Here is a 26,457-nt window from a genome sequence, read left to right as displayed (position 1 = left end):
ACAATACCAGCGCACCGCCCACAGGATCACATCACCCTGGAAATGGCGCCACTTGAAATCCGTCATCGTTCCGTCCGTCCAATCTCCGCCAAGCATGCTCAAGCTTCACGATTTTTGCAACAGAGCCGGGCAGCAGCTGCCGCGCTGATCCCCAATGGCGCTTCCCTGTTCGTGAATATCGGCACCACAACCGAGGCTGTGGCTGCAAATTTTGTGCATCATCGCAACCTCATGGTGGTCTCGAACAATCTCAACGTCGTTGACACCCTTTCAGATCATCAGGCGATGGAACTTGTCTGCGTAGGCGGCAAGGTGCGCACCGGCGATCGTGCCGTGGTGGGAGCGCTCGCAATGCGCTTCATCGAAAATTTTCGCGTCGACTATGCGCTCATCGGCATCTCGGCGATCGATATTGACGGAAGTCTGCTCGATTTCGCGATCGATGAAGTGGAAGTCTCGCAGACGATCATCCGTAACGCGCGCAAGGTGATCCTTGTAGCTGATTCCAGCAAGGTGGGGCGCTCGGCTCCAGTGCGCGTGTGTGGAATGGATGTGATCGATTTCTTCGTCACTGATCGGATCGACGATCCGAATCTCCGTTCCACATGCGAACGTCATGGCGTCAGTCTGATCGAGACCAGCATTACTTGCTGACCTTCCCAAGCGATAGCGCGGGTACACTTGGTTGCATGGCAATACGTCAAGTGGGCGAACAGCCTCCTGGGGCTGCTTTGGTGATGACCTTCAGAGGGACTGCGCTATCTTTCAGGAGCAACGGATCAGCCCCGATCTAGCCGATGACCAATGCCCTGCCCATAGTCTTTCGTGGCATGCATGCAATCGAGCGCCGCGACGCCCCCGCGCTTCAGGGTCAGGATCTGTAATTGCAGTTGCTAGGCGGTGCCGATCGTTTAAGGTTCTCATGGATCTGGCCGAACTGGAGCTTGGTCGTGCTGTATCGGGTCTCACAGAGGCGAACGTTGCATTGACTCGGTGCGGGCTTTGAAACAACTGACTGCCTTCGCAGATCGTTCGTCCCTGCGTTCCCTCTGCGGACACCGCCCTCGGATCAGCTTTGACGCTGCACCGCTGGCAAACTGGTTCTATCCTACCTCACGCCTGGAACAAAGTGCCATCGCGCAGCATGGCATGCATGATGACCGCGAGCCGACGAGCGAGCGCGACACGGGGCGCTTTGCAACCTTCATGGAGCGCGGAGGCCTCGTTGCTCCCGATCGGGGCAGGACAATTCGCATGGCGCAGCCTTGACACTGCTCGACCTTGTTTGCGTCGGATACGCAGTCGACCAGCGATTTCCCCTCCCCTTCCTGATCCAAAGCTGAGGGGAAACGGTGTGAAATCGCTGATCTTTATGACGTCAGGCGACTTTTCCTCTGTGCCGCGTCACAGGACCGAGCCGAACATAGCGCCGATCAGACGCAGCGACTTTCTCGAAGCTCCGTCAGACAAGCTGGAATACAGAAGGATATCCTGAGCAGGCAATGGTGGCAGGTGCAGCGCCGCCCCCATGTCGATCACGTCCGCTGGTGCGACCTGCCGCCCAAGGGCGGCAACAGCCAGCCCCGCGGCGGCGGCAGCCGCAATCGTCGCAACCCCGCCGCCGACGAAGGCTTCCATCCATGGAATAGATGCATCCTCAAGCGCACGGATTGTCATCGCCCGGACGGCGCAGGGGCTAGGCTGAACGACGATGGGTAAGGACGTCGAACGGTCCCATGTCCATCCCGGTGCTGCCATCCAGCCGAACGCCTGTTGTCCGACGACCTCTCCCCCGCGTCTCGTTTCATCGAGCGGGAGCACGAAGGCCGCACCGATCGAACCACAATCCATTGCTTCCATGATTTCACGGGTCGTACCGACTTTCATTTCCAGAACGAGGCCGGGATCCTGAGAATGCAGGCGGGAAAGCATCGCCGGGATCTGCGGACCGAAGATATGATTGCTGAAGCCAATGGAGAGCCTTCTTTGTCGGCTGCCGAAGGAGCTCAGGGCCAGATCATGGGCAGTGATCAGGTCGCGGGCAGGCTGGAGAAACATTGCACCGGCTGCCGATAGCTGCACGGAACGCGGGGTACGCTCGACCAGTTGGTGGCCGAGTTCCGTTTCCAGTTTCCGGAGCTTTGTGCTGACCGCCGACTGCGCCAGATCCATTGCCGCCGCTGCCTTGGTGAAGCTGCGCAATTCGACGATCATCAGGAAGATTTTCACCGCATCGAGATCGAGCGTGTTCATTTTGTCATCCAGATTCGAGATCGCAGATATCATAAACAATCTCGTTTGATGAATGTACAGTTCAAAGCACAACGATGGCAACCTGAAGGGAGACCAGATGACAACGCGTCTCGCCGTCATCGCGCCGGGAGCGATGGGAAGTGCTGTCGCACGCGAACTTGTCGGCAGAGGCGCGCAGGTTCTGACCGTCATCGACAGCCGCAGTGAGCGGAGCACGTTGCGCGCACGCGATGCAGGCATGATCGCCGCCGACCTGTCCGATCTGCCCGGCTGCGACCTCATCCTGTCGATCGTTCCGCCGGACGCGGCGATCGGTCTGGCGCAAATGCTGGCACCCGTGCTGCGCCAGAGCCCGACGAAACCGGCGTTCATCGATTTCAACGCGATCAATCCGGCTACCATGCAAGACGTGTCGGCGGCACTGTCCGGAACGGGCTGCGATGTGCTGGATGGAGCGATCATCGGCCTTCCTCCGCAACAGGGCCGGGACGGCCCGACATTCTACATCAGCGGCGACCCGGACGGTCGTGCCGATGTCCTCGCCAGCTTTGGCCTGAAGCTGCGCCAGATCGATGGTCCGGTGGGTGCAGCATCGGCATTGAAGATGGTCTACGCCGGGATCAACAAAGGACTTGTTGCTTTGGGGACCGCGATGTTTCTGGCTTCGGAGCGCGCCGGCTGCGCACAGGCCCTGTCGCAGCAAATGAGTGAAAGCCTCCCCAACCTCCGGGGCCAGTTGATGCATGCTATTCCGGACATGTATGGCAAAGCCTACCGATGGGTTCCGGAAATGCGCGAGATCACCGCTTTCCTGGGAGAAAACGATCCGGCCTCCGGCATTTTCGATGCAGCCTCCCAAATCTTCGCGAGCATAGCGAAGGACGCGGACAGGACGCTCATCGCTGCTCTCGACCGGGTATTGTCTCAGACTGACAGCGGAGATTTGGCGCCATGATCCTGAAAGGCGTGCGAGCCCTCGTGTTCGATGTTTTTGGCACCCTTGTCGATTGGCGCGGCGGCGTTGCGCGTGAAGTGGCGCCATTCCTCCGCCGATACGAAGTAGCTTGCGATCCGGCAGAGTTCGCCGATGCCTGGCGCCGCCGTTATTCCCCGTCGATGGAGGAAGTGCGCAGTGGCCGCCGGCCTTTTACCCGGCTGGACGTTCTGCATCGGGAGAATCTGGAATTGACGTTGTTGGATGTCGGGCTCGATCCAGAGACGATCCCGTCCTCGGAAATTGACGCGTTGAACATGGCCTGGCACAAGCTCGACCCCTGGCCCGACGTCGTTTCCGGTCTTCGGCGGCTGAAGTCCGGTTTCATCATAGCTCCGCTTTCAAACGGCAACATCAGCCTGATGATCGACATTGCCAGGCGGTCAAACCTGCCATGGGACGCCATCCTGGGTGCCGAAGTCGCTCGCGCCTATCAGCCGACCCCTGAAGCCTATCTGAGGACCGCGGAGATACTGGGAATGCGTCCTGACGAGGTCTGTCTGGTGGCCGCGCACAACAGCGATCTTCTCGCCGCGAGGAATTGCGGCTTCAGGACTGCTTGCGTGCCCCGCATTACCGAACACGGCCCCAAACAAACGAGCGATCTTTCTGCCGAGCAGGATTGGGACTTCGTTGCCAAGGATCTGGAAGCCTTTGCTGATGTTTTGGACACGTAACGCTGGCATATCAAGAGAAGCATCCCCGTGTGCCGCATAATGTGCTCCCGTTGGGACGGCTGGCGGTAAGCTTCGATCACGCCGGCCAGGGGCTTGGGGAGAACGTGCTGTCGGATGCGCTGAGGCGGATCGCATCGCCGTCCCGGATTATCGGCTTCGGCGCGGTGATGGTCCACGCGAAGGACAACGCTGCACGTCGTTTCTATTTGCGCTGCGCCGAACTCATCGATTATCCGCAGGACAGCCGCACCCTGTTTCTGTCTATCGAAACGGTGGTCGCGACTTTCGGCCAGGAAGCGGTTGGAAGCCCGTCTCGCAGCCACCGACGTGGCACGAAAGGATGGTGCTTGTTGAACAAAGGCCTTGTGGCAATTTCGGGCTGCTCAAGCGGCGGGAAATCGACTCTTCTGGCTGAGTTGAGCGCGCGCGGCCGTACAATCGTCGAGGAACGTGGCCGTCGCATCATAGCCGAAGAACTGGCCTCCGGTGGCAGCGCGTTACCTTGGGCCGATCCGGCGGCTTTCCTGCGCCGCGCCACCGAGATGGCGATGGCAGATCACATCGCGGCCGAAGATCATGAGGGGTGGATATTCTTTGATCGTGGCATGGTGCCCTGCAGATGGGCCAGGAAAGCGCGCACCGCCGGATTGGTGCGACGGCTCTCCGGCCAGACGGCCGTGATATTGTGCCGCTCGACAGCGAATTCCGACAGAACCGGCACCAGCTCGCCGCGCGCCACGTAAGGCGCCGCGACGAAGTCCGCGCTGATGCCGACACCACCACCGGCGGCCAGCGCCGCCATCAGCGCCTCGCTGGCGTCCATGACGATACCCGACGACGGCACGATCTCGACCTCGCGATCCCCGACGCGGAAAGGCCAGCGCAACACCTGGCCGCTGCTTTGGTAGCGCAGGTTCACCGTATCGTGGCCAACCAGTTCGTCCGGATGGGACGGCCTGCCCCGGGATGCCAGATAGGAGGGCGATGCAAAGCAGCAAAAGCGATGCGGCGCGAGCCGGCGCGCCAGGAGCCGCGTGTCCGCGAGATCGCCGATCCGTACCGCGATATCGATCCCGGCCTCGACGAGGTCGACGAACTGGTCGTTCAGGCGAAGCTCGACCATCACCTGGGGGTGGCGCTCCCGGAATGCGGGCAGCTTCGGAGCAAGCACATGGATGCCGATCGGCAGCGAGGCGGCGATCCTCAGCGTGCCAGCCGGCTCCGAGCGCGCCGTGATCGCCATCTGCTCGATCTCCTCCGCGTCGCGAAGAAGCAGGAGCGCCCGTTCATGCAAATCCCGGCCCTCGGGCGTCAGAGCCAACGAACGGGTGGTGCGCGTGATAAGCGGCACCCCAAGCGTCTGCTCGAGACGCTGGACGCTCTTGCTGACCGCCGATGGCGAAATCGACAGCGACCGGGCGGCGGCCGTGAAGCTGCCCAGCGACCCGACACGGGCGAAGGCGATCAACCCCGTGAGGCGCTCAAATGCTATTTGTTCCTTCATGGAAATACTAAAACGATTTCTACCAATATTATCAATCTTAATGCGCGTCGCCACATCTCCTTCAGTTTAGAAGTTTCCGAAGGAGGCAATGATGAGCGAGACAATGAAGGCGGTTCGCCTGCACGCGTTCGGCGGCCCGGACGTGCTCCGCTACGAGGATGCGCCCCGCCCCACCTTGGCGGCTGGTGAGGTACTGGTCCGCGTCCACGCGGTCGGCCTCAATCCGCCGGACTGGTATCTCCGTGACGGCTACCGCTCGCTTCCCCCCGAGTGGCAACCGCATCCCGCCTTTCCGCTGATCCTCGGATCGGACGTGTCCGGCGTCGTCGCCGCGCTCGACGATGGCGTGGAGGGATTTAGCGTCGGCGACGAGGTCTACGCGATGGTCCGTTTCCCGCAAAACGTCATGGAAGGCAGCAAGGCCTATGCCGAATATGTCAGCGTGCCGGCATCGGACCTCGCGCGCAAACCGGGCATCGACCATGTTCACGCGGCGGCTGCGCCCATGTCGCTGCTGACGGCCTGGCAGTTCCTGATCGATCTGGGTCATGACGAACCCAACCCGTTCCAGTCATTTACCCATGCACACGCGCAGCTCGAAGGCCGAACGGTCCTTGTCAACGGCGCCGGCGGCGGTGTCGGGCACCTCGCCGTGCAACTGGCGAAGTGGAAGGGCGCGCGCGTCATCGCGGTCGCGTCGGGCAGGAACGAGGCGCTGATGCGCGAGCTCGGCGCCGATCAGTTCATCGATTACACCAGGACGGCGGCCGACGAGATCGTGCGCGACGTGGACGTCGTGCTCGACGCCGTGGGCGGACCGGATACCGGCCGCTTCTTCCGCACCCTGAAGCGTGGCGGTTCTCTATACCCGGTCTATCCGCTGGGCTTCACCGGACATGCCGAAGCCGAGACGCTGGGCATTACCGTCTCGACGACACAGGTCCGTTCGAGTGGCGCGCAACTGGCCGAGGCGGCCCGCCTGCTTGACGACGGCACCATCCGCATCGTCGTCGACAGCATCTTCCCGCTCGCCGACGCCGCCCGTGCCCACGAACGCGCCGCCCGTGGCAATATCCAGGGCAAGATCGTCCTCTCCGTCGCCTGACCAAACCACGGATAGTCTGGCCCTTGGCAACGCTGATGGCTGGAGAACATCAGGATGTTGGCGATCGCCGGTCTTTCCTTCGTCGCTCAGGGCTTGAGAAGAACCTTGCCTGCTTTGCCCGCTGTCAGCGATGCGCGAACGGCGTCAGCGACCTGATCCAGCCCGAATACCGCCCCTGCCGGCAGTTTCAGCTCGCCACTGGCGACGAGGCGGATAAGTTCTCCAAGCAGCCGGCGCTTGGCTTCGGCGGGCATGGCGGCACTCACCTTGGAGCCCCAGAAGCCCTTCACGACGGCCTGTTTGAAAATAAGATTGCCAGAGGAAATCTGCATCGGCTCTCCGGCCATGGTGCCGAAGGACACCAGCAGCCCATCCTCACCCAGAAGCGACAGGAGTTCAGCGCTGGCCTGTCCGCCGATCGAATCCACAGCCGCGCGTATCGGCGCATCGCCGGTGATCGCACGCACCCGATCCTGCCAACCATCGGTCGCAGTCGAGACGGCATTGGCGATGCCGAGAGCCGCCAGCTCTTCCACGCCGGCATCGCGGCGCACGAGATTGACGATATGCACACCGCGCGCGGCCGCCAGCATTGCCAGCGTTTTGCCGACCGCGCCATTGGCGGTGTTCTGGATCACCCAGTCGCCACTTGCCACTTCGAGGAAGTCCAGAAGAGTGATCGCGCTGAACGGCATGGCGATAAGCTGCGCCGCCGCCTCATCGGAGATCGAATCCGGGACAGGGACCAACCCGGCAGCGGGCGCGAGGAAATATTCAGCCCATGAGCCATGAACCGAGGCGACCGAGACGCGCTGACCGATGGTGATGCCGGTCACGCCTTCACCGAGCGCATCGACCGTACCGACGGCTTCCGAACCGCCAATAGCGGGCAGTTCAGGCTTGTAGCCGTAGCTGCCGCGCACGGTCCAAAGATCGTGATTGTGGATCGGCGAAAGGATCGTCTTGATCCGCACCTGGCCCGGGCCGGGTTCGGGAACCGGGCTTTCTTCCAAAGCGAGAACGTCGGCCGGTTCGCCGAATGTGGTGTGAATGGCGCTACGCATGACGCCTCCTTAAACCGTGATGACGTGCAGGCGCACGTCGATGTTGTTGCGTGTGGCGTTGGAATAGGGGCAGGCCCGATGCGTCGCCTCGACCAGTTCCTGCGCGGCGGCCTCATCGAGACCCGCGATTTCCACATGAATGTCGATGTCCAGCTTGAAGCCGCCCTCAGGCGTCTGCCCGATTCCGACCTCCGCGGACGTTTTGCTACCCATCAGCGCCAGCTTTTTCTGCTGGGCGACATGGTTGAGCGCACTGTCGAAACAAGCTGCATACCCCATCGCGAACAGCTGCTCCGGGTTGGCGCCCGGCTTGCCGGAGTTCGGCATGGCGAGATCGAGGCCGAGGCTGCCGTCGTCGAGCGCCGTGTGGCCTGAACGGCCACCGGTCGCCGTTGCGCGGGTCTTGTAGAAAATTTTCATTCTTCGGTTCCTTTCACGGATGGTTGGATTGCGGCGTGCAGACCAGAATCTGCTCGGTGGCGATCATCGCCCGTTGCATCGGCGCACGAGAACGGGTGAGTTTGGCGAGCAGCGCAGCGCCAAGCCACATCTGGTAGAGAACCTGCGCCAGCGCGGACGGCTCCGCCCCCGGTGGAAGCGATCCGTCCTCGCGCGCCTCGGCGATCATGGAGGCGATGCGTTGCAGCAATCGTGCGACGCCATCGCTCAGAACGGCCCGCATGGCCTCCGACAGGTCCGCGACTTCGGCGGACAGTTTGACGGCGAGGCAATCCTCGGCCCAGCCGTCTCCGGCTTGATCACCTTCCCCGGGATCATCGAGCCACGCTCGCCAATAGCGCATCAACCGCTCGCGACCGCTTATGGCTTCCGCGGATAACAGCGAGTCCAGTTTCTTGCCGTAACCGTCCACGTAATCACGAAGAAGTGCGCAGCCGAACGCCTCCTTGGACGGGAAATAATGATAGAAAGACCCCTTCGGCACGCCGGAAACCTTCAAGATTTCCTGAAGGCCGAGCGCGGAGAAGCCCTTGCTCAACACAAGGCTGTAGCCCGTGTCGAGGATGTTTTGCCGGGTCGCTTCTGCTTTGGGTGTCAAATTCATGATCAGCATATATAACGAATAATAGACCAGTCGTCTATATGGCTATGGCGTCACCACCTACGCGGGCTCATCGGCATAGCCAATGGGAGGCATATATGAGCAACGTCGGGCGGCTCGCCGACAATATCGGCAACTTCAGCGCTGGCCGGCGCGGAGCGCCCTGCGTGGCGCAGCGATGCTTCAAGGCATCGTGGTCTGCGGGATATGCGGACACCGCATGGGTCTTCACTCACTCTGCCCATAAGAAGACCCCCGTCTATCACTGCATCGATAGCGAGCAGAGCGGGCACTGCCAGAATGTGCGCGCAAACCAGGTTGATGCAGAGGTCGAGCGGCTGTTGATCGAAGCTCTGCAACCCGATCGCATCGACCTTGCGCTTGCGGCTCATGAACAGATGAACGGCGAAAACCGGCTGCTGGAACGTCAATGGGCGCTGAATCGGGAGAAGGCGCATTACGAAGCGGAGCGTGCACGCCGACAATATGATGCCGTGGAGTCGGAAAAGCGGCTCGTCGCACGTTCGCTGGAAACGTTGTGGGAAGAGAAAATACGCGAAGCCGACGCGTCTAACAGGATTACGCGCGGTGGCATGTCGAGCAGGTTAACGCCCTGGCCGCCGCCGCGCGAACGCGTATCCTGACCATTGCCGACCCTGTTGCCCGCGTTCTCGAAGCGGGCTGGCATCGACGAACGCAAAGAGATGATGCGGCTCGTGATCGACAGCGTGACGGTCGACAAGAGCCGTGCGCAAGGCCGTATCTGGTTCGCGATCCTGTGGCAGACCGGCGCGCGAACAGAGCATGTGATCATCCGCAATACCGCCAACTATGACGATCTGGCTCACTTCGCACGCATCGAGGAGATGGTGCGAACGCTCAATGCTGTGGGATCACTCGACCGTCAGATCGCGGACGCCCTGACAGCCGAGGGCATCATGAGAAGATCGGCGCTCTGATCTATGCCAACCTCTTCGACAACGAGGGCGAAGACACCTTCTCGCTGATCTGGTCCCGCCCCAACGGCAGGCGCGCCGACTAAGACCCCACGCAAGACCCCGCCACAAGGTCGGGGCCTCGGTCCGTCATGCCTTCACTGTCCGGAGCCGCAGCGAATTGCCGATGACGCTGACGGACGACAGCGCCATCGCGGCAGCAGCGATGATCGGCGACAGCAGCAGCCCAAACGTGGGATAGAGCGCACCGGCCGCAATCGGTACGCCTGCCGCATTGTAGATGAACGCGAAGGCGAGGTTCTGGCGGATGTTGGCCATCGTCGCCTGCGACAGGCGTCGCGCGCGGACAATGCCGGTGAGATCGCCCTTGAGCAGCGTCACGCCCGCACTTTCGATCGCAACGTCGGTCCCCGATCCCATGGCGATACCAACATCGGCGGCGGCAAGCGCCGGCGCGTCATTTACGCCGTCACCCGCCATCGCCACCACCTTGCCCTGCGCCTTCAGGCGCTCGACGACCGCGGCTTTCTGGTCCGGCAGCACATCGGCCTCGACCTCATCGATGCCGAGCTTTCTCGCAACGGCTTCGGCTGTGGTGCGATTGTCACCGGTCAGCATGACGATGCGGATGCCTTCCGCATGCAGGGCCTTCAGTGCCTCAGGCGTGGTCGCCTTGATCGTGTCGGCGATGGCGAAGATGCCGCCGATGGCTTTATCGATGCCGATATAGATGGCGGTTGCGCCGTCGCGGCGTAGCTCATCGGCCTGTGCCGCGAGCGGCGCTGTATCAACCCCATGTTCGGCGAGGAAGGTGGTGCTGCCGAGCACCACATGCCGGCCCTCGACACGACCGATCGCCCCCTTGCCGGTCGGCGAGTCGAAGTCGGCGACATCGGGGATGGTGATCTTTCGCTCGTCGGCAGCCGCCACGATCGCCCGCGCAAGCGGATGCTCGGACGCCTTCTCCACGCCGGCTGCAAGCCGCAGGATGGTCTCCTCGACAAATCGCGGGGCCACGACGATCCGGGTCACCGCCGGCTTTCCTTGCGTAAGCGTCCCGGTTTTGTCGACCACCAGAGTATCGATCTTCTCCATCCGCTCGAGCGCCTCCGCGTTCTTGATCAGAACGCCGGCGGCCGCCCCCTTGCCGATACCCACCATGATCGACATCGGCGTCGCGAGCCCGAGCGCGCAGGGGCAGGCAATGATCAGCACGGAAACGGCCGCGATCAGGCCATGCGCCAGCCGCGGCTCCGGCCCCCATACACCCCAGGCCGCGAAGGCGAGCAGCGCGACGGCGATGACGACCGGCACGAACCAGCCCGACACCTGATCAGCCATGCGCTGGATCGGCGCGCGCGAGCGCTGGGCATCCGCGACCATCTGGACAATGCGGGCGAGCATGGTGTCGCGCCCGACTTTTTCAGCCCGGATGACGAGCGCGCCGGTCTGGTTCAGCGTACCTCCTACGACCGCTTCGCCGACTACACGCGTCACCGGCATGGATTCGCCGGTCACCATCGATTCATCGATCGATGAGCGACCCTGCTCGACCACGCCGTCAACCGGCACGGTTTCACCGGGCCGGACCCTGAGCCGATCACCGATGACGACGGCTTCGACAGGAATATCCTCTTCAGCATCGTTCCGCCCGATCCGCCGGGCGGTTTTCGGCGCGAGATTGAGAAGCGCGCGGATTGCGCCGGAGGTCTGCTCCCGGGCGCGCAGTTCCATGACCTGACCGAGCAGCACCAGCACGGTGATCACGGCCGCGGCCTCATAGTAGACCGCGACCGTGCCATCGGCGCCTCGGAAAGCCTGCGGGTAGAGCTGCGGCGCGAATGTCGCGACGATGCTGTAGCCCCAGGCGACCCCGGTGCCCATCGCGATCAGCGTGAACATGTTGAGGCTGCGGTTGACGATCGACGCCCAGCCACGTTCGAAGAACGGCCATCCGGCCCACAGGACCACCGGCGTCGCCAGCGCGAACTGGATCCAGATCGAGATGCGCATCGGCACCAAATGGTGCAGCGCCGGGATCAGGTGACCGCCCATCTCCAGCAGGAACACGGGCAAGGCGAGCACGAGGCCGATCCAGAAGCGTCGGGTCATATCGGCGAGTTCGGGGCTTGATCCGGCATCCGCCGCCGCGATCAGCGGCTCCAGCGCCATGCCGCAGATCGGGCAACTACCCGGCGCATCCCGGCGGATTTCCGGATGCATCGGGCATGTCCAGATCGTCCCTTCCGTTGCGGTTGCCGTTACTGCCGCAACGTGGTGATGCTCATGGGTATCAGGTCCATGCGTGTGGCTATGGTGGGAATGATCGCCATGGGCGGCAGCACCCTCATGGTGATGTGCAGCATGCGCTGCCAGTGCCGCATAATGCACGGGGTCGGCGTCGAACTTCGCCTTGCAGCCGGCCGAGCAGAAGACGTAGCGCTCGCCTTCATACTCAGCATTGTGAGCGGTCCTGGCGGGATCGACCACCATGCCGCAGACCGGATCATGGTCGACGTGACCGGACGGCGTTTCGCCGTCCGGCTCATGATGGTGATGATGGCCGTGCGCCCCAGTCACCTCGGCGGCGCGTTCGCTCTTCTGATCGTCGTCGGCCATTCATCACCTTTCGCACGCCCCGCGGGCCTATTGGTTTGCCTTCACTCCTCGATCAGATGGAACTCTTCGAGCAGCTTGGCGATCTCGGTGCCTTCGAGCTTCTTCATCAGCAGCTTGCGCAGAAAGGCCGGTCCGGGAAGGTCGATACCCTTGCCGTCCCTCAGCGGACCGATCGCCGCCAACAGCGTACGGATGTCATAGGTCGAGTTGAAGACCTCCGGCACACCGCGCTCGACATTCATCAGCGTATAGACGGCCTCCATCGGGGTTCTCACCGAATATTCCGTGGTGAAGATGCAGTCCCGCTGCTTCGATTCCGCGAACTGGCCGATGAAGGCGAAGTTGACCGCGCCCTCCGGCACCACGTCCGGCCGGTCACCCGCCTGGCGCGGCATGAAGAAGGCGGTGATATAGGGCATCATCGTGGGCACGGTGCTGGCGCCGGAGGCTGCGAGTTCGGGAATGTCCTCGACCGGCACGCCGAGGTGATAGAGCCATTCCTGGGTGATCTCCTCGCCGGTGCATTCCTGCATCGGCTTCTTCACATAGTCGCCTGGCTTGTCGACGAAGAGCGCATAGAACCAGGCGATCATCTGGTCCTTGGGCTGCTTCTTGAAATGCGGCTGGCGATGAACCGTCCAGCTCAGCAGCCACGCCGAGTCCTTCACCGTGACGATACCCGCTGAGACGATCTTGCCGGTGAAGGGGTTCCGCTTCGTGATCTTCTCGACATAGGCCGGAATACGGGCATCGAGGGCAGTGATCGACGCGGAGGCCCATTTCGTTTCCGGGATATGGCCCCCGAATACATCGGGGCGACCGAAGGCCGGATCCTTGGCAGCTATCCGCCGCCACAGGTCCCAGGCCGGCGCCGGTCCCTCGTTCAGTTTCGCTGGCGTCTTGTGGTCGCCATTGTCCGAGTTCTCGGTCAGCGACCCGATCGTGATGAAGACGAGATCGTCTGGCCCGAGATCGACGCCGCCTTCGACGCCGCGCTCTTTCCAGTGAATGCGGGTCGCTTGCTTGCGGCCGGGCTGGATGTCGAAATCGACATCGGTGACCTCGACGCCGTAGCGGAACGTGACGCCGTGATCGGTCAGCCACTTCACCAGCGGCAGGACCATCGATTCATACTGGTTGTAGCGGTTGAACTTGAGCGAGGAGAAGTCGGCGAGACTGCCGATATGATGGATGAAGCGGTGCAGGTAGAGCTTCATCTCCAGCGCGGAATGCCATTCCTCGAAGGCGAACATGGTGCGCCAGTAGAGCCAGAAATTGCTTTTGAGGAAGTCTTCGCCGAAGACCTCGTTGATACGCTTGTTCTCCATCTCCTCGCGCGTCGCGAGGAAGACCGAGAGCAGGTCCTTCTGGGCCTTGTCGTTGAGCGTCAACAGCGCTTTGTCGGGCACGTCCTGGCCCTGGTTCTGCGTCGTACGCTGGAGCGAAAAGTTCGGATCGTCCTTGTTGAGCCGGTAGAATTCGTCGAGCACGCTGGCATCCTCGATCTCCAGCGAGGGGATCGAGCGATAGAGGTCCCACAGGCACTCGAAATGCTCCTCCATCTCGCGGCCGCCGCGAATGACGAAGCCCTTTTCGGGCACGTCCAGACCATCGAGCGCGCCGCCGGGGATTTCCAGCTCTTCCAATATGGTGATGCGGTCGCCCGAAACGCCGCCGTCGCGGATCAGGAAGGCGGCGCCGGCGAGCCCCGCGAGGCCCGAGCCGACGAACCACGCCGTCTTTTTGTCGGCGCCTTCCGGCTTGCGTGGACGGACAAAGGCTTCATAGTTTCCACTGCTATAATGCATGGCAAACTCCTGTTTTTCTTGTTGGGATCAGTCGGCGGGCTTGTAGCTGTAGAAGCCTTCGCCCGACGCGATGCCGAGCTTGCCCTTGTCGATGTAGTTTTCCTTCAGCCACGCGGCGAGCGACTGTGCGTGCTCATCACCGTGCGACAGGATGTTGTAGGGGGTGTTCAATCCGATGATGTCGTAGATCTGGAACGGCCCCATCGGCGCGCCGGTGGCGATCCGCCAGACCTTGTCGACATCTTCCGGCTCGGCATAGCCGCCGGCAGCCAGATCGGTGGCCGCGTTCAGGAACGGCACCAGCAGGGAGTTGAGGACGTAGCCCGCTTTTTCCTTGCGCACCGGGATCGGCACCATGCCGATCGCGGAGGAGAAGGCGATCAGGGTATCGAACACGGCCGGATCGGTGTCGTCCGTACCCATCACCTCGGCAGTGTTGAACTTCCAGATGCTGTTGGCGAAGTGCAGCGCCCGAAACGGTCCGGGCGGCCGGTGAAGGCTTTGAGGTCGCTCGGCAGCAAAGTCGAGCTATTGGTGGCGAAGATCGTTCTGTCAGGCGCGAGCCCCGCCAGTTTCTCGTAGAGCGCCTGCTTGATCTCGAGCACTTCCGGAACCGCTTCGATGACCAGATCGGCATTCGCAACCGCAGCCCCAAGATCGGCGGTGAGCGTGATGCGTCTCGAAGCTTCGGCTGCCTTGCCGTCAGCCGCACCCGTCACCTCTTTCACGTAGGTTTCTACAAGCGTTTCGAACCGATGCCTCGCCTGGTCGAGTGCTTCGTCGCTGATCTCATAAGCGGTAACGTCAAAGCCACTATAGGCGGCCTGGAAGGCGATCTGGCTGCCGAGGACACCGGTGCCTAGCACCGTCACTTTCAGGATGTCGCTCATTCATTCTCTTCCTTGCGTCGGGTTTCATAGAGAAACGGCGCAGCGACTTCGGCGGGCACGCGAACCAGCTTGCCGGTAGCTTTCTCGATGAGCACCCATTGCGACAGGGCCGCGACGAGCGTCTGACCGTTACTGTCTTTGAACTCGACGCACCGGGCGTATCTCGCTCCGCGCGGCTTCCCTTCGACCCAGGTTATGGCAAAGGTCTCTTCGCCCGCCCGGATATTGCCGCGGTAATCGACCTCGTGCCTGAGCACCATAGCAACATAGGTGTCGGCATCCCTCGGACGCGCGGCTGTCAGCCAGTGCGCCACCGACACATCCTGAATCCAGGTCACCCAGACCGCATTGTTGACATGGCCGAGTTCATCGATGTCTTCTTCGGTTGCCTGGAAACGGATATGGAAGCGCCGACGTTCGTCCACTTTTCCAGCCAAGGGCACGCCTGAAGCATCGCAGCCGATCCTGCGGCGTCCTTCGCCAGGAAGGCTCATGACCGGGTGGATGGCGCATCGAGGCCTGCCATCGCGCGAAAGAAGCCGACAAGCATTTGCTCTCGGGGAATAGCGCCTTCGACATCGCCCTCGACCGCCAGTCCCATCCACAGTGCATAGAGGCCGATCCCGGTCTGCAGCGGCGGCAAGGCAGGCCGAAGCGCAAAGCGCCGCGTCAGATCCGCCACAAGTTCTCCGAACAAATGGTGGCAGGCGGCCTTTCCTTCGCGATGCCGTTCAGCGAACGCGGGGTCCCGCCGCGCATGAAGCTGCAATTCGATCGAAAGCAGCGACCAATGCTGTTCGTCAGCCAGCTTAGCCAGCCGCGCCGCAAGCACTTGCAGAGTCGCCTCGATATCATCGCCGGAGCAGTGGGCGACCAGATCGCGCAGAAGCACGACCTCGTCCTGGATATGAGCCTGCAGAATCTCGACCAGCAGATCGTCCTTGCTTGCAAAATTCGAATAGAAGGCCCCCTGCGAATGACCCGCTGCACTACAGATGTTGCGGATCGACATGGCCGCCACCCCTTCTTCCACAATGGACGAATGTGCTGCGGCGAGCAGCTTATCCCGCGTCTGGCGCTGCGTTTCCTTTCGCGTGAGGCGCATGAGCGATCGACCTCCAATTCAGCACGGCATGGAAACCTTTCACCCATGTCGGCGTTCACCGTAAAACCAGATATCACCTGATATCTCGAATGCAACGAAAATCCGGTTCGAAGGATCGCCCTTGGCTGAGACCTATATCCCCTACTCCACCAGCGTCGAAGTGCTCGGCGAAGACGAGGAGCGGCTCACCGCCGAAATCCTCGAAATCATGGCGAGCACCAACCGCAAGGCGTTCGAGCGCCATCGGCATGCGGTGCGCGACGCCCATGCCAAGAGCCACGGGTTCCTGAAGGGCGAACTCGTCGTCCCGGAACTGCCGGAGCATCTGCGCCAGGGGCTTTTCGCTCGCCCGGCCACCTATTCCGTGGTGATCCGCCTCTCTTCGGCGCCGGGCGACATCCACTCCGATACCATTCCCGCCCCACGCGGCATGGCGATCAAGGTGATCGGTGTCGATGGCGAGCGGCTTCTCCCCGAAGACCAGGGCCACAACCAGGATTTCCTGCTCGTCAACATCCCGACCTTGAGCTTCGGCACGATCGGTAAATATCGCCAGCTCATCGGCCTTCTGGAGCAGAATGCCCAGAACCCGGCCTTTCTCCAGCGAGCGATGGCTGGGGTCGCGCGCGGCGTGGAGGCGGCAGTCGAAGCGGTCGGCGTCGAGCCCGGCGCCACGCTGCGCGGGCTCGCTCGCGACAATAACCATCTGCTGGGCGAAACCTATCATTCGATGGCGGCGATCCGCTTCGGCGACCATATCGCCAAGATCAGTGCCGCGCCGTTCTCCGACAACGTCCGTGCACTGACCGGCAAGGATGTCGGCGCGGTTGAGGATTCCACCATGCGCGATCTGGTGGTTGAACATTTCCGCGAGCAAGGCGCAGAGTATCAGCTCCGTGCTCAGCTCTGTGCCGATCTCGACAGGATGCCGGTCGAGGACGCCGCCGTGCTCTGGCCGGAAGACCTTTCGCCGCACCAGCCGATCGCGACCCTGCGCATCCCGCCGCAGGACGCCTATTCGCCGGCGCGGCGGGTCTATGGCGATGACGTGCTGTCGTTCAATCCCTGGCACGGTATCCGCGATCATCAGCCGCTCGGATCGATCATGCGGGTGCGCATCGCCGCCTATGAGCGATCCACCCGCTACCGCCATGAGATGAACGCCCAGCCTCGTGTCGAGCCGACAAACATCGACGCCATCCCGGACTGACGCACCGATCGTCACACGCAATCACGAAAGGAGGCCAGCCATGGCCGAAACCGAAGACACCCCGCAGATCGACGAAACCCGCCTTCAAGCCATCCGGCGGCGGATCGAGGAAGTGGCCGGCGACGCGCCGCAGCTCGCCAAGCTCGCCCTTGAGCAGATGGTGACGAAGCACAATCCCGACCTCAAGGGCACGGCGGGCTCGGCTGGCCGTGTCGGCGCCCAGTCCGGCAATGTCTCCGAGCTCACAGCCATCGCAAACTTGAAGCCAGGCGGCGCGGACCGGCTGAAACGCATCTTCGGGCTGGTGAACGGCAATTTCGATGGCGCGCAGAAGGTCGGCACGCTCCACAATATGCGGTTCGTGTTCTTCGACAACGACACACGCATCCTGTTCGCCACCGCCTATGACGGCGACTGGGACACCTATATCAACGACTTCGCCACCAAGATCCCCGACCTGATGGACCTGCTTTTCGCTTCGGTCGAAGGTTGGCCTGGCATCGCAAGCCCCAAGGTCAAGGATTTCATCGCCGAGCATCAGATCACCGCTGCCGGCTGGTTCGTCGCCAACCCGCAGGTGACCGTCGTCGACGTGCGCCGCCTTCAGCGGATGGAGCATGCGGTCAACGAATTCCTGGACAAGGTGGGCTGAGCCATGGCGATCCTTCAGAAACTGAAAGAGCGCTTCCGGCGCGACAGCGTTACGCTCGATCTGCACGACATTCAGGCGCTGATCCTGCGAAGCCGGCCCGAGCCTTATGTCGGTATCCACGCCATGCTCCATTTCGACGAGGCGGAGGGCGCGCGCGATCTTCTCGGCCGGCTCGCGCCCCATATCGCATCTGCCGACAACTGGAGCGAGGATCTTGATTTCTGGATCGGGGCCGCACTCAGCTTCGAGGGGCTGAAGGCGCTCGGCGTTCCCGAAGCGCAGCTCAAGACATTCCCGCTCCCCTTCCAGCAGGGCATGGCCGCACGCGCGGAGCAGCTTCGCGACTTCGGGCCCAACGCGCCTGAAAACTGGGAAGAGGTGTTCAAGCCCGGCAACTGCCATCTCGCGCTGACTATCTACGCCGTGGATGATGCTGCGCTCGATAAGGCGCTGGCGACGGCGCGCACCGAACTCGACCGGAGCAGCGGCGTGACCCTGCTCGGCGAGCATCGTTTCGGCGCGCCGGATGGCGCGAAAAACCCGTTCGGTTTCCGGGATTCGATCTCCCAGCCCGCCGTCGAGGGTAGCGGCGTCGATCCGCTGCCGGGCGAGGAGCGCCCGATCAAGGCGGGCGAGTTCATTCTTGGATATGAAAGCGAGAACGGCCAACCGCTTGGCATGCCCGAGCCCGCCGGGCTGGGCAAGAACGGCACCTTCGTCGTTATGCGCAAGTACAACAGCCGGGTCGGCTGTTTTAACGCCTTCCTCAAGGCGCATGGCGAGACGCCGGAGGAACGCGAGCTATTAGCCGCCAAGATGTTCGGTCGCTGGCGTTCCGGCGCGCCCTTGACGCTGTCGCCCGATCACGACGATCCCGACCTCGGCGCCGACCCGCAGCGCAACAACGACTTCAGCTTCAAGGATGACCCCAAAGGTCGCGTTGTGCCGCTTGGCTGCCATATGCGCCGGCTCAATCCCCGCGACTCCGAGTTGACGCTGCTCACCGACGTCAACATCCACAGGATCATCCGTCGTTCCTCGACCTTCGGGCCGGTCTATTCCGAGGATGTCACGCCGCAGGACGATAAGAAAGGCGATCGCGGCCTGTTCTTCATCTTCATCAGCGCGCGTGCCTATGACACGATCGAGTTCATGCAGCAGGAATGGATCAATCGCGGGAATTTCGTCGACCTTGGCGAAGAGCGCGATCCAATCGTCGGCCTGCATGAGGAGGACGGTCGGTTCACCATCCCGCAGGCGCCCGCGCGCAAGCGCATCGACGGTGTGCAGACTTTCAATGTCATGAAGGGAGGCGAATATCTGTTCATGCCAAGCCTATCGGCGCTTAAGTGGTTGGCAGAACGACGCTAAAGCTATTCACCTGATTGTCGGTTGAGATTTGAAGTGTGCAGAGTGACCCGGAAAGTGCGGGGCTGTGCGGAAGGTTAAGTGAGTGGGAGTTGAGTTTCGGCAAGGCTGGGGATGGTTGGTCCTTGTGGCGCTTACGATTTCGACGACCGGCGATGAAATCACGTTGCTGACGTTGATGTTCCGCACTGCCGAGAACGCATCCGGCTATGCGGTGCCGACGCTGCTGACCGCGGAGCTACTACCCGGTCTGATCGCCGCACCCTGGGCGGGCCGCTTGATCGACCGCCGGGAGGCGGCCCGCATTCTGGTCATGGTGTCAGTTCTGCAAGCGGGCGTGATAGCATTTATCGCCTATTATCCCATGTTCACGCTCGCCGGGGCCGCGCTGTTGAGCGTGCTGTTCACGATCAGCAGCGCCGCAACATTCGCGTTGATTCCAGTGCTGGCAAGCGGCTTGGAATGACCTCGCACTCGCCAATTCCCTTATGGAAATGGTTCGCAGCCTTGGAATGCTCGCTGGTCCAGTCGCTGGGGGCGTACTGGTGGGATGGATCGGATCGCGCAATGCGCTTTTAGCCGATGCCGCCAGTTTTGCCCTTTTGGCCCTCGTCGTGATGGCGAGCAGGCTTCGCCGCAAGCCACAACGGGACGATCAGGAGGAAGAGACCCTATTCGCGGACTACCTGCCGCTGCTCCGCAATCGACGGTTGATGGTGGTTACGGGTGCGCTCAGCCTCGAAGTGTTTGCGACCGCCATAGCCGACGTTGCTTTCGTGTTTCTCGTGATGGTGACGCTGGGAGCGGGCCGACCGCGTTTGGAATGCTGACGGCACTATGGGCGGTTGGGATGTTGATCGGCGCTGGGCTGGCCGAAAGGGTTATTGGCCATAGGGTCGGACTGGCGGCGTTCGGCACGGCCGCTGTCATGGGCGCGACCATGCTGTGGATCGGCCTTGCGCCGATCGGGCTGGCAATCGTTGCCGTCGCCTTCATCCTAGGCGGCGGCGCAAACAGCATCCACAACGTCGCTGTCCGAACCTTGTTCCAGTCGGAATGCCCGCCCGCCGATCATGGCAAGGTCGCCGCGATCTATGGTGCGGTGACACGCACCGCCGTAATCGGCGGCTATGTTGCTGGCGGCTGCTTTTTTGTGCCGAATGATGCGCCAACCGCCTATCTCGTGGGCGGCCTGCTGGGCGTTGTCGCGGGCTTAGTCGGATGGCGGATATTCAATCGTAGATGGAGCGCAGCACCAATCAAAGCATCGACGCGCCAAGATTGACCTGATTGTCGTGCCCATCCGCTAACGGCTATACCAATCAGGTGGCGTGATTGAGGCGCGGTGCGGAACGGACACGATAGCGACGCCCTAATGATGTAAGGCAGAAAATATATGACCTTTCAGTTTGATCCATCATTCGATGCAGAATCACTCCACATGCCGGGAGATTCTTTGATCGAATTAGACCAGATAGAGAGTTCATTAAGAATATTGCTGCCGTCTGAGCTTCGTGACTTATTTATTGAATTCGGATCAGCGATAGTTTTCAATAATGATGTTGAATTTCCTGCGGAAAAATGCGCCTATTCCGATGATTCAGGAAGAATTGGCGTTTCAGTTATATATGGCCCTGTTGACGGAAGCTTAGGAATAATTCGCATAAACGAACAATTATCCATGCAGATTCCAAAAACATCTGTGGTTTTTGCGGAAATCGGTCTGGGTAATATGCTGTTAATTGACAGAATTGATGGAAAGATATCCGTATGGCTGCACGATGAAGCTCTGCCTTCTAGGGCGATAACCCCCGTATACGACAGCTTTCATGACTTTATCGATGCACTGATAGCCTTCGATCCTCCTCCCCTGCCCAGTTTAAAGGAATTGGGATTGGACTTGAAAGCGATGGGGATAGAAGAGGAGTAGCTAGATGTTACGGTTCGGCGCTGACGGAAACCACATCATTGGCGGCGGCTCGGCCGGCTGCGTCATGGCCAACCGCCTTTCTGCTGATTCGGATAAAGCTGTCTGCCTCATCGAGGCGGGGCCGCGCGATCGCAATCCCTTCATTCACATGCCGCTTGGCGTCGGCGTCATTGCCCGCACGGGATGGGTGAACTGGAACTGTGAGACCGAAGTCGAGCCTCACCTTAACAACCGGCGGCTCTATTGGCCGCGCGGCAAGACGCTGGGTGGCAGCAGCTCGATCAATGCAATGGTCTACATTCGCGGCGATCGGGCGGACTATGAGGGCTGGGGGGCGGCCGCCGGAGCTGACTGGGACTGGCCGCGCATGCGCGAGCTTTTTATCGCGCTCGAAAACAATCAGGCTATCCACGACGAGCATCATGGCAATGCCGGGCCACTTTGCGTCTCCAATCTTGGGCGAGTGAACCCACTTACGGAAGACTTCGTCGAAGCTGGGGTGGAACTGCACTACCCGCGAAATCCCGACTTCAATGGCGTGAGCCAGGAAGGCTTTGGTGTCTATCAGGTGACCCAGAAAGACGGGCAACGGTTCAGCACGGCGCGAGCGTTTCTCGATCCGGCTCGCTCGCGCAAGAATCTCGCCATCGAAACGAACGGCCTCGTCGAACGGATACTGTTCAAGGACCGTCGCGCCATCGGGGTCCGCGTCGGCGGCCGGGACCTGCTGCTGCGCCCCGGTGGAGAGGTGATCCTTTCGGCTGGCGCGGTCAATTCGCCGCAGATTCTGATGCTGTCGGGCGTCGGCTCGGCGAGCGAACTCAGGCAGCATGGCATAGAGATCGTTCTGGATGCGCCCGAAGTCGGAGCCAATCTCGCCGATCACCTCGACTATACGGCTGTGGCAACCACGGCCGATCGCGAAGGATTTGGGGTGGCGCCCAGTTTCCTGCCTCGTGCGATACGCGGCGCATGGAGCTATTTCCTTCATCATGAAGGCGAATTGACGTCAAATGCCTCGGAGGGCGGCGCTTTCCTCAAATCCGACGCCGGCCGGGAGCGGCCCAATCTTCAATTCCATTTCCTGCCGGCGATCCTGCGTGACCATGGCCGCAAGACAGCCTTCGGCTACGGAATGACCGTGCATGTCTGCGACCTTCTACCGAAGAGCCGCGGCAGGATCGGGCTCAAGATCGCCGATCCCACGGCTCATCCGCGCATAGAGGGCAATTATCTCAGTCATCCCGATGATGTGGGCGTCTTGCTGAATGGCGCGAAGCTAGCCCGCAAGCTCCTTCATGCGCCGGCGCTCGCCCGTCACTTGCGCGAGGAGGTGCGACCGGGACCCGCGGTCCAGACCGACGAGGCTCTGATCGACGACATCCGCGCGCGCGCTGAAACAATCTATCATCCGGTAGGAACATGCCGCATGGGCAGTGACTCGGCATCCGTGGTCGATCCGGCAGCCCGTGTACGTGGCATTGACGGTTTGCGCGTGGTCGATGCATCGATCATGCCGTCGATCGTGTCGGGCAACACTAACGCGCCTACCATGGCGATCGCGGAAAATGTCGCGCAAATGATGATCCGGCCTTGAGGAAGAATGGCGATGAGGTTCAGTTTCGTATTGGCAGCCATGCTGCTACTTGCAGCATCTGCGTCCGTCGAGGCACAGCGCGCTTCTTTCGGAGTGTGGAAGAATCCGCAGGACAGCGTACATGTGCGAGCCCAGCCGTGCGGAAGCAGAATGTGCGGGGTCGTGGTCTGGGCAAGTGACAAAGCCAAGGCGGATGCGCGGCGCGGCGGGACAAACGATCTGGTAGGTCTGATCCTGTTTCGCGATTTTGTTCCTGAAAAGAAGGGCGTGTGGCGCGGCAGTGTTTTTGTACCCGACATCGGCCAAACCTTCTCTGGAACAATCACCACGCTCGACGATCGGCGGATGGAGGGAAAGGGGTGCCTGACAGGGCGGATCATGTGCAAATCGCAGATATGGACGAAAGTGAACTGAAATCCGTCCAATCATCGTCTGACCGAGAGCGGCAAGCCAAGGATTTTAATAAGACACATCAAAAGCTTCTACGATAAATTGAAGAGGCGCGGAGCAGGAAGCGGGCATGGCGACAGCGATGTGTGCAGCCGCCACGGGATCAATTCGGCGACGGGCATGCGACTTGGTCAGCGTAAGCAGGCGGATAATCCGTTATTGATCGTCGCGGCCAGAAGACGGTCCGCTGCGGCAGCGGCTGCACGAACAGATTAACCTAATGGAAATCACACGATAAGCGCCCCGCCTGATGCGCCCGACGACACATTCCGCCGCTAGCAGGCATCCCCCCGGAAATTCCAGCAATCTACGCACGCCCAAAATCCGTAGCGTCCGATAAACTCTGCCGGAAAGGAGGACTGTCCCACAACAAGCTATCAGGGGTTTTCCGACATGCTTATAGGCTACATGCGCGTCTCTTCAACAGATGACCGGCAATCGGTCGATCTTCAGCGCGATGCGCTGATCGCAGCCGGCGTCGATAGCCGGCATCTCTATTCCGACAAGGCATCCGGCGCTCGCGAGGACCGGGCGAGCCTGCGGGCCTGCCTCGAATATCTCGCAGCCGGCGATACGCTGGTCGTGTGGAAACTGGATCGGCTCGGCCGCTCCCTGCCGCATTTGCTGTCGATCCTGACCGATCTCAGGGAGCGTGACGTGTCATTCCGGTCATTGACCGAGCAGATGGACACGGGAACGCCGCATGGCGAGCTGCTGTTTTCGCTGTTCGGCGCGCTGGCCCAGTATGAACGGGCATTGACGCGCGAGCGCATCATGGCAGGCCTTGCGGCCGCCAGACGGCGCGGGCGCTACGGTGGCCGCCCGCGAACGATCGATGCGGAAAAGCTCGATCAGATCACCGCCGCCCTTGCCGGTGGCGCTAGCAAGTCGTCGATCAGCCGCACGTTCAACGTGCCCCGATCGACCCTCGCAGATACGCTCGCGCGGGCCGGATGGCTCAAACCGCCGCGCCTTGCGTAACGACAAAAACATAATTATATTTCCGTAATGCCATCCATGCGCTTCTCCTGGCACCCGGCCAAAGCCGAGAGCAATCTGAAGAAGCACGGCGTCAGCTTTGCGATCGCTACTCGTGCGTTCACAGATCCTTTCGCGCTGAGCGATCAGGATCGGATCGAAGGTGGCGAGCGACGATGGCAAACCTTGGGCCTCGTGGAAGGGCATCTGCTCCTCCTCGTGGCCCACACTGTCGTCGAGCAAGACGATGACGGCGAGTATGTGGAGATCATTCATATCATTTCGGCTCGAAAGGCCGATCGAACGGAAAGGCGACGTTATGAAGAAGAAAGACGCTGATACCGTCCGTTTCCAACTCGATCCGGACAATCTGCCGCCGTTGACCGAAGCGCAACAGGCCGAACTGGATGCCCTGCAGGCGATGCCGGATAGCGGGATCGACTATAGCGACTCTCCGGCGCTGACAGAGGATTTCTGGCGGAACGGGCAGCGTGGGCGCTTCTATAAGCCCATCAAGCAGCAGGTGACGGCACGCCTTGATGCTGATGTGCTCGCCTGGCTCAAATCGCAGGGTAAGGGCTACCAAGCCCGCATGAACGCCATACTTCGCCGTGAGATGCTGGCGACCGCCAGAAGGCAGGAAAAGCCACGTTAATTTAGATAGTTAGGCTATCGGTTATCGTGATATAATCGTACATGGATTTACCCCAGAAAGCGTTTGGCAAGTCGGATCAGACGCGCTGCCCGGCCCGAATAGGGAGGAAAGACGAGAGGCAGAGCGGAGAAGCGGTTCTGGAGAACGGCGCGCTCATGACTGAAAGTCCGGAACCCGTGATGGCCATGTGCCGCCCCGATCCCGGAATTGTTCACACCGCCGAACGGCAGATGATCGTGGACGTATTGGACGATGGTAAGGTTGACGCCTGCACTGCCGGAAGTCGTGGCCGCCAGGATATGATCCACTCTCGCCCGGTCACGATCGAACACATAAAGCGCCAGCGGCTTGGGTCTTGCGTTGATCCGACCGATCACGGTTTCAATGTCATCATAGGTCAGGACCGGCAGGACGGGACCGAATATCTCCTCATGGTCGATCGCCGCCTCGGGAGCGATCGCCTCCAGCACTGTGGGCGCCAGCGCCCTTCCCTGCCTTTCGCCGCCGACAATGATCCGCCCGCCCGTGGCCAGGGCATCCGCAATCAGGCCCCCCAGTCTGTCCGCATGGCGATCATTGACGATCCTTGCGAGATAGGGGCTCGTCATGCCCGAACCATAAGCGGCGGCGATCCGGCGGCGCAGCGCTTCCACGAACCGGTCGCGGATCGAAGCGTGGACGAACACATGATCGGGCGCGATGCAGGTTTGACCGGCATTGGAGAATTTGCCGAAGGCGATCCAACTGGCGGCCGTCTCTATGTCGGCATCCGGTCCCACGATCGTGGGCGACTTGCCACCCAGTTCCAGCGTAACGGAGGTCAGGTGGCGGGAGGCTGCCTGCATTACGACTTTCCCGACCTCGGGGCTGCCGGTGAAGAAGATATGATCGAAGGGCAGCGCGAGCAGGGCCTGAGACATCTCCTTCCCGCCGAGGGCGACGGTAACCAAGTCTGGCGGAAATGTGTCGGCGATCAGCCGCGCGATGACGCCCGAGGTAGCAGGTGTCATCTCCGAAGGCTTCAGGATAGCGCTGTTGCCGGCAGCAAGGCAGGACACAAGCGGCCCCAGGCAGAGATTGAATGGGTAATTCCAGGGCGCGATGATAAGGCACACGCCGCGTGGCTGCGGCACGATCCGTCCGGCCGTGCCGAAACCGATCAATGTCGGTCCGACATGGACTGGCCGCATCCATCGGCGCAGATTACGACGGCTGTGGCGGATTTCCTGCATGACCGGAAGAATTTCCGTCAGAAACACTTCGGCCTCCGGCTTGCCGAAGTCGGTCGCCATGGCCTGGACGATCTCCCCTTCGAACTTTCGTATGGCAGCCGCGAGGCGCGCCAGCGCAGCGCGTCTTTCAGCAAGGCCAAAGCGCATCCGGCGCTCGTCCGACATTGCCTTTTGCGCGGTGAAGAGCATTTCCACCGGGCGGCCATCACAGGGTTCCTGCGAAATCGAATGGCTCTCTTCAATCATTTCATTCTCGTCGAAAACATGACCTTCGCGCGAGTCTTACGAGCGCAAAAGCAATAAGGAACTACACGAACATGTAGTATCGACCCGACATGCCTGGGAACCGA

General features: G+C 61.3%; 29 protein-coding genes and 2 pseudogenes. 19 read left to right on the top strand and 12 right to left on the bottom strand.

Annotated elements, in window-relative coordinates:
* Nucleotides 1-42: 42 nt before the first annotated feature.
* A complete protein-coding gene (locus BRX37_RS21945; RefSeq protein WP_125989425.1) occupies nt 43-654 on the top strand; it encodes a DeoR/GlpR family DNA-binding transcription regulator in 612 nt (203 codons plus the stop codon).
* A 750-nt stretch (nt 655-1,404) separates the two neighbouring features.
* Here BRX37_RS21945 and BRX37_RS21940 read toward each other — a convergent pair.
* Nucleotides 1,405-2,253, bottom strand: coding sequence for a LysR family transcriptional regulator (locus BRX37_RS21940; RefSeq protein WP_245892597.1), 849 nt, complete (start codon nt 2,251-2,253; stop codon nt 1,405-1,407).
* Between the two features lie 97 nt (nt 2,254-2,350).
* On the opposite strand from BRX37_RS21940, the gene BRX37_RS21935 reads away from it, so the two are divergent.
* The 3 genes and pseudogenes from BRX37_RS21935 to BRX37_RS27445 all read left to right on the top strand — a co-directional run.
* Nucleotides 2,351-3,208 (top strand): NAD(P)-dependent oxidoreductase, encoded by an 858-nt coding sequence (locus tag BRX37_RS21935; protein ID WP_025290612.1) that lies wholly within the window; start codon nt 2,351-2,353, stop codon nt 3,206-3,208.
* Nucleotides 3,205-3,924: a haloacid dehalogenase type II gene (locus BRX37_RS21930; RefSeq protein WP_103096777.1), complete on the top strand. Its 720-nt coding sequence runs from the start codon at nt 3,205-3,207 to the stop codon at nt 3,922-3,924. The genes BRX37_RS21935 and BRX37_RS21930 overlap by 4 nt, the downstream gene beginning before the upstream one ends.
* 167 nt (nt 3,925-4,091) lie before the next feature.
* Nucleotides 4,092-4,475 (top strand): annotated as a pseudogene (locus BRX37_RS27445) (AAA family ATPase); the annotation flags it as partial.
* A gap of 23 nt (nt 4,476-4,498) precedes the next feature.
* Here the strand turns inward: BRX37_RS27445 and BRX37_RS21915 are convergent.
* Nucleotides 4,499-5,482: a LysR family transcriptional regulator gene (locus BRX37_RS21915; protein WP_125989423.1), complete on the bottom strand. Its 984-nt coding sequence runs from the start codon at nt 5,480-5,482 to the stop codon at nt 4,499-4,501.
* A gap of 34 nt (nt 5,483-5,516) precedes the next feature.
* Here BRX37_RS21915 and BRX37_RS21910 point away from each other — a divergent pair, with 34 nt between their 5' ends.
* Nucleotides 5,517-6,533, top strand: coding sequence for an NADP-dependent oxidoreductase (locus BRX37_RS21910; RefSeq protein WP_025290611.1), 1,017 nt, complete (start codon nt 5,517-5,519; stop codon nt 6,531-6,533).
* A gap of 86 nt (nt 6,534-6,619) precedes the next feature.
* On the opposite strand, the gene BRX37_RS21905 is transcribed toward BRX37_RS21910, so the two are convergent.
* From BRX37_RS21905 to BRX37_RS21895, 3 genes are read right to left on the bottom strand one after another with little or no spacing between them, the layout of a single operon-like run.
* Nucleotides 6,620-7,597, bottom strand: a complete 978-nt coding sequence (locus BRX37_RS21905; RefSeq protein WP_004207037.1) for a zinc-binding dehydrogenase — start codon at nt 7,595-7,597, stop codon at nt 6,620-6,622.
* 9 nt (nt 7,598-7,606) lie between these two features.
* Nucleotides 7,607-8,017: an organic hydroperoxide resistance protein gene (locus BRX37_RS21900; protein WP_025290610.1), complete on the bottom strand. Its 411-nt coding sequence runs from the start codon at nt 8,015-8,017 to the stop codon at nt 7,607-7,609.
* Between the two features lie 13 nt (nt 8,018-8,030).
* Nucleotides 8,031-8,669 (bottom strand): TetR/AcrR family transcriptional regulator, encoded by a 639-nt coding sequence (locus tag BRX37_RS21895; protein WP_004207029.1) that lies wholly within the window; start codon nt 8,667-8,669, stop codon nt 8,031-8,033.
* An 86-nt stretch (nt 8,670-8,755) separates the two neighbouring features.
* Here BRX37_RS21895 and BRX37_RS21890 point away from each other — a divergent pair, with 86 nt between their 5' ends.
* Complete coding sequence (locus tag BRX37_RS21890; RefSeq protein WP_245892595.1) at nt 8,756-9,301, top strand: hypothetical protein; 546 nt, start codon at nt 8,756-8,758, stop codon at nt 9,299-9,301.
* A gap of 3 nt (nt 9,302-9,304) precedes the next feature.
* On the top strand, nt 9,305-9,616 hold the full coding sequence (locus tag BRX37_RS21885; protein ID WP_099232143.1) for a hypothetical protein: 312 nt from the start codon (nt 9,305-9,307) through the stop codon (nt 9,614-9,616).
* A gap of 126 nt (nt 9,617-9,742) precedes the next feature.
* Here the strand turns inward: BRX37_RS21885 and BRX37_RS21875 are convergent, their stop codons facing one another.
* The 6 genes and pseudogenes from BRX37_RS21875 to BRX37_RS21855 all read right to left on the bottom strand — a co-directional run bounded on the left by BRX37_RS21875 (nt 9,743) and on the right by BRX37_RS21855 (nt 16,035).
* Nucleotides 9,743-12,232 (bottom strand): heavy metal translocating P-type ATPase, encoded by a 2,490-nt coding sequence (locus BRX37_RS21875; RefSeq protein WP_039996361.1) that lies wholly within the window; start codon nt 12,230-12,232, stop codon nt 9,743-9,745.
* A gap of 41 nt (nt 12,233-12,273) precedes the next feature.
* Nucleotides 12,274-14,040 (bottom strand): oleate hydratase, encoded by a 1,767-nt coding sequence (locus BRX37_RS21870; protein WP_103096776.1) that lies wholly within the window; start codon nt 14,038-14,040, stop codon nt 12,274-12,276.
* A 27-nt stretch (nt 14,041-14,067) separates the two neighbouring features.
* Nucleotides 14,068-14,397, bottom strand: a complete 330-nt coding sequence (locus BRX37_RS27435; protein ID WP_318276859.1) for a 3-hydroxyacyl-CoA dehydrogenase family protein — start codon at nt 14,395-14,397, stop codon at nt 14,068-14,070.
* Nucleotides 14,398-14,433: 36 nt separating this feature from the next.
* A pseudogene (locus BRX37_RS27430) lies at nt 14,434-14,930 on the bottom strand (3-hydroxyacyl-CoA dehydrogenase NAD-binding domain-containing protein); the annotation flags it as partial.
* The gene (locus BRX37_RS21860; protein ID WP_004207018.1) at nt 14,927-15,424 is read right to left on the bottom strand and encodes an acyl-CoA thioesterase; all 498 of its coding nucleotides are present in this window, start codon (nt 15,422-15,424) and stop codon (nt 14,927-14,929) included. The pseudogene BRX37_RS27430 and the gene BRX37_RS21860, both read right to left, overlap by 4 nt.
* Nucleotides 15,421-16,035, bottom strand: a complete 615-nt coding sequence (locus BRX37_RS21855) for a TetR/AcrR family transcriptional regulator (RefSeq protein ID WP_103096775.1) — start codon at nt 16,033-16,035, stop codon at nt 15,421-15,423. Before BRX37_RS21855 ends, BRX37_RS21860 begins: the two co-directional genes overlap by 4 nt.
* 121 nt (nt 16,036-16,156) lie before the next feature.
* On the opposite strand from BRX37_RS21855, the gene BRX37_RS21850 reads away from it, so the two are divergent.
* The 12 genes from BRX37_RS21850 to BRX37_RS21805 all read left to right on the top strand — a co-directional run bounded on the left by BRX37_RS21850 (nt 16,157) and on the right by BRX37_RS21805 (nt 24,875).
* Nucleotides 16,157-17,245 (top strand): catalase family protein, encoded by a 1,089-nt coding sequence (locus BRX37_RS21850; protein ID WP_318276849.1) that lies wholly within the window; start codon nt 16,157-16,159, stop codon nt 17,243-17,245.
* Between the two features lie 40 nt (nt 17,246-17,285).
* Nucleotides 17,286-17,897, top strand: a complete 612-nt coding sequence (locus BRX37_RS21845; protein ID WP_017503242.1) for a hypothetical protein — start codon at nt 17,286-17,288, stop codon at nt 17,895-17,897.
* 3 nt (nt 17,898-17,900) lie between these two features.
* The gene (locus BRX37_RS21840; protein ID WP_017503243.1) at nt 17,901-19,268 is read left to right on the top strand and encodes a Dyp-type peroxidase; all 1,368 of its coding nucleotides are present in this window, start codon (nt 17,901-17,903) and stop codon (nt 19,266-19,268) included.
* Nucleotides 19,269-19,392: 124 nt separating this feature from the next.
* Nucleotides 19,393-19,731 carry a hypothetical protein gene (locus tag BRX37_RS27425; RefSeq protein WP_017503244.1) on the top strand — a complete coding sequence of 113 codons (339 nt, stop codon included), beginning with the start codon at nt 19,393-19,395 and terminating at the stop codon, nt 19,729-19,731.
* A gap of 28 nt (nt 19,732-19,759) precedes the next feature.
* Nucleotides 19,760-20,095: an MFS transporter gene (locus BRX37_RS27420; RefSeq protein ID WP_234831925.1), complete on the top strand. Its 336-nt coding sequence runs from the start codon at nt 19,760-19,762 to the stop codon at nt 20,093-20,095.
* 20 nt (nt 20,096-20,115) lie between these two features.
* On the top strand, nt 20,116-20,550 hold the full coding sequence (locus tag BRX37_RS27415) for an MFS transporter (protein WP_232313827.1): 435 nt from the start codon (nt 20,116-20,118) through the stop codon (nt 20,548-20,550).
* A 111-nt stretch (nt 20,551-20,661) separates the two neighbouring features.
* On the top strand, nt 20,662-21,195 hold the full coding sequence (locus tag BRX37_RS21830) for an SMI1/KNR4 family protein (protein WP_125989421.1): 534 nt from the start codon (nt 20,662-20,664) through the stop codon (nt 21,193-21,195).
* A 4-nt stretch (nt 21,196-21,199) separates the two neighbouring features.
* Entirely contained in the window at nt 21,200-22,792 is a 1,593-nt protein-coding gene (locus tag BRX37_RS21825) for a GMC family oxidoreductase (protein WP_025290602.1), read from the top strand.
* A gap of 12 nt (nt 22,793-22,804) precedes the next feature.
* On the top strand, nt 22,805-23,206 hold the full coding sequence (locus BRX37_RS21820; protein ID WP_004207001.1) for a DUF2147 domain-containing protein: 402 nt from the start codon (nt 22,805-22,807) through the stop codon (nt 23,204-23,206).
* Nucleotides 23,207-23,635: 429 nt separating this feature from the next.
* Nucleotides 23,636-24,223 carry a recombinase family protein gene (locus BRX37_RS21815; RefSeq protein WP_025290601.1) on the top strand — a complete coding sequence of 196 codons (588 nt, stop codon included), beginning with the start codon at nt 23,636-23,638 and terminating at the stop codon, nt 24,221-24,223.
* 36 nt (nt 24,224-24,259) lie between these two features.
* Entirely contained in the window at nt 24,260-24,559 is a 300-nt protein-coding gene (locus tag BRX37_RS21810) for a BrnT family toxin (RefSeq protein ID WP_228221671.1), read from the top strand.
* Entirely contained in the window at nt 24,540-24,875 is a 336-nt protein-coding gene (locus BRX37_RS21805; RefSeq protein ID WP_004206995.1) for a BrnA antitoxin family protein, read from the top strand. The genes BRX37_RS21810 and BRX37_RS21805 overlap by 20 nt, the downstream gene beginning before the upstream one ends.
* A gap of 47 nt (nt 24,876-24,922) precedes the next feature.
* Here BRX37_RS21805 and BRX37_RS21800 read toward each other — a convergent pair whose 3' ends face one another.
* Nucleotides 24,923-26,296, bottom strand: coding sequence for an aldehyde dehydrogenase family protein (locus BRX37_RS21800; protein WP_277788685.1), 1,374 nt, complete (start codon nt 26,294-26,296; stop codon nt 24,923-24,925).
* Nucleotides 26,297-26,457: the final 161 nt, after the last annotated feature.

It is taken from the genome of Sphingomonas sp. S-NIH.Pt3_0716 (assembly GCF_003950715.1).
Classification (GTDB): domain Bacteria; phylum Pseudomonadota; class Alphaproteobacteria; order Sphingomonadales; family Sphingomonadaceae; genus Sphingobium; species Sphingobium yanoikuyae_A.
Note: the sequence above shows the minus strand (reverse complement) of the source record. Positions and strands in the feature narration are given on the sequence as shown.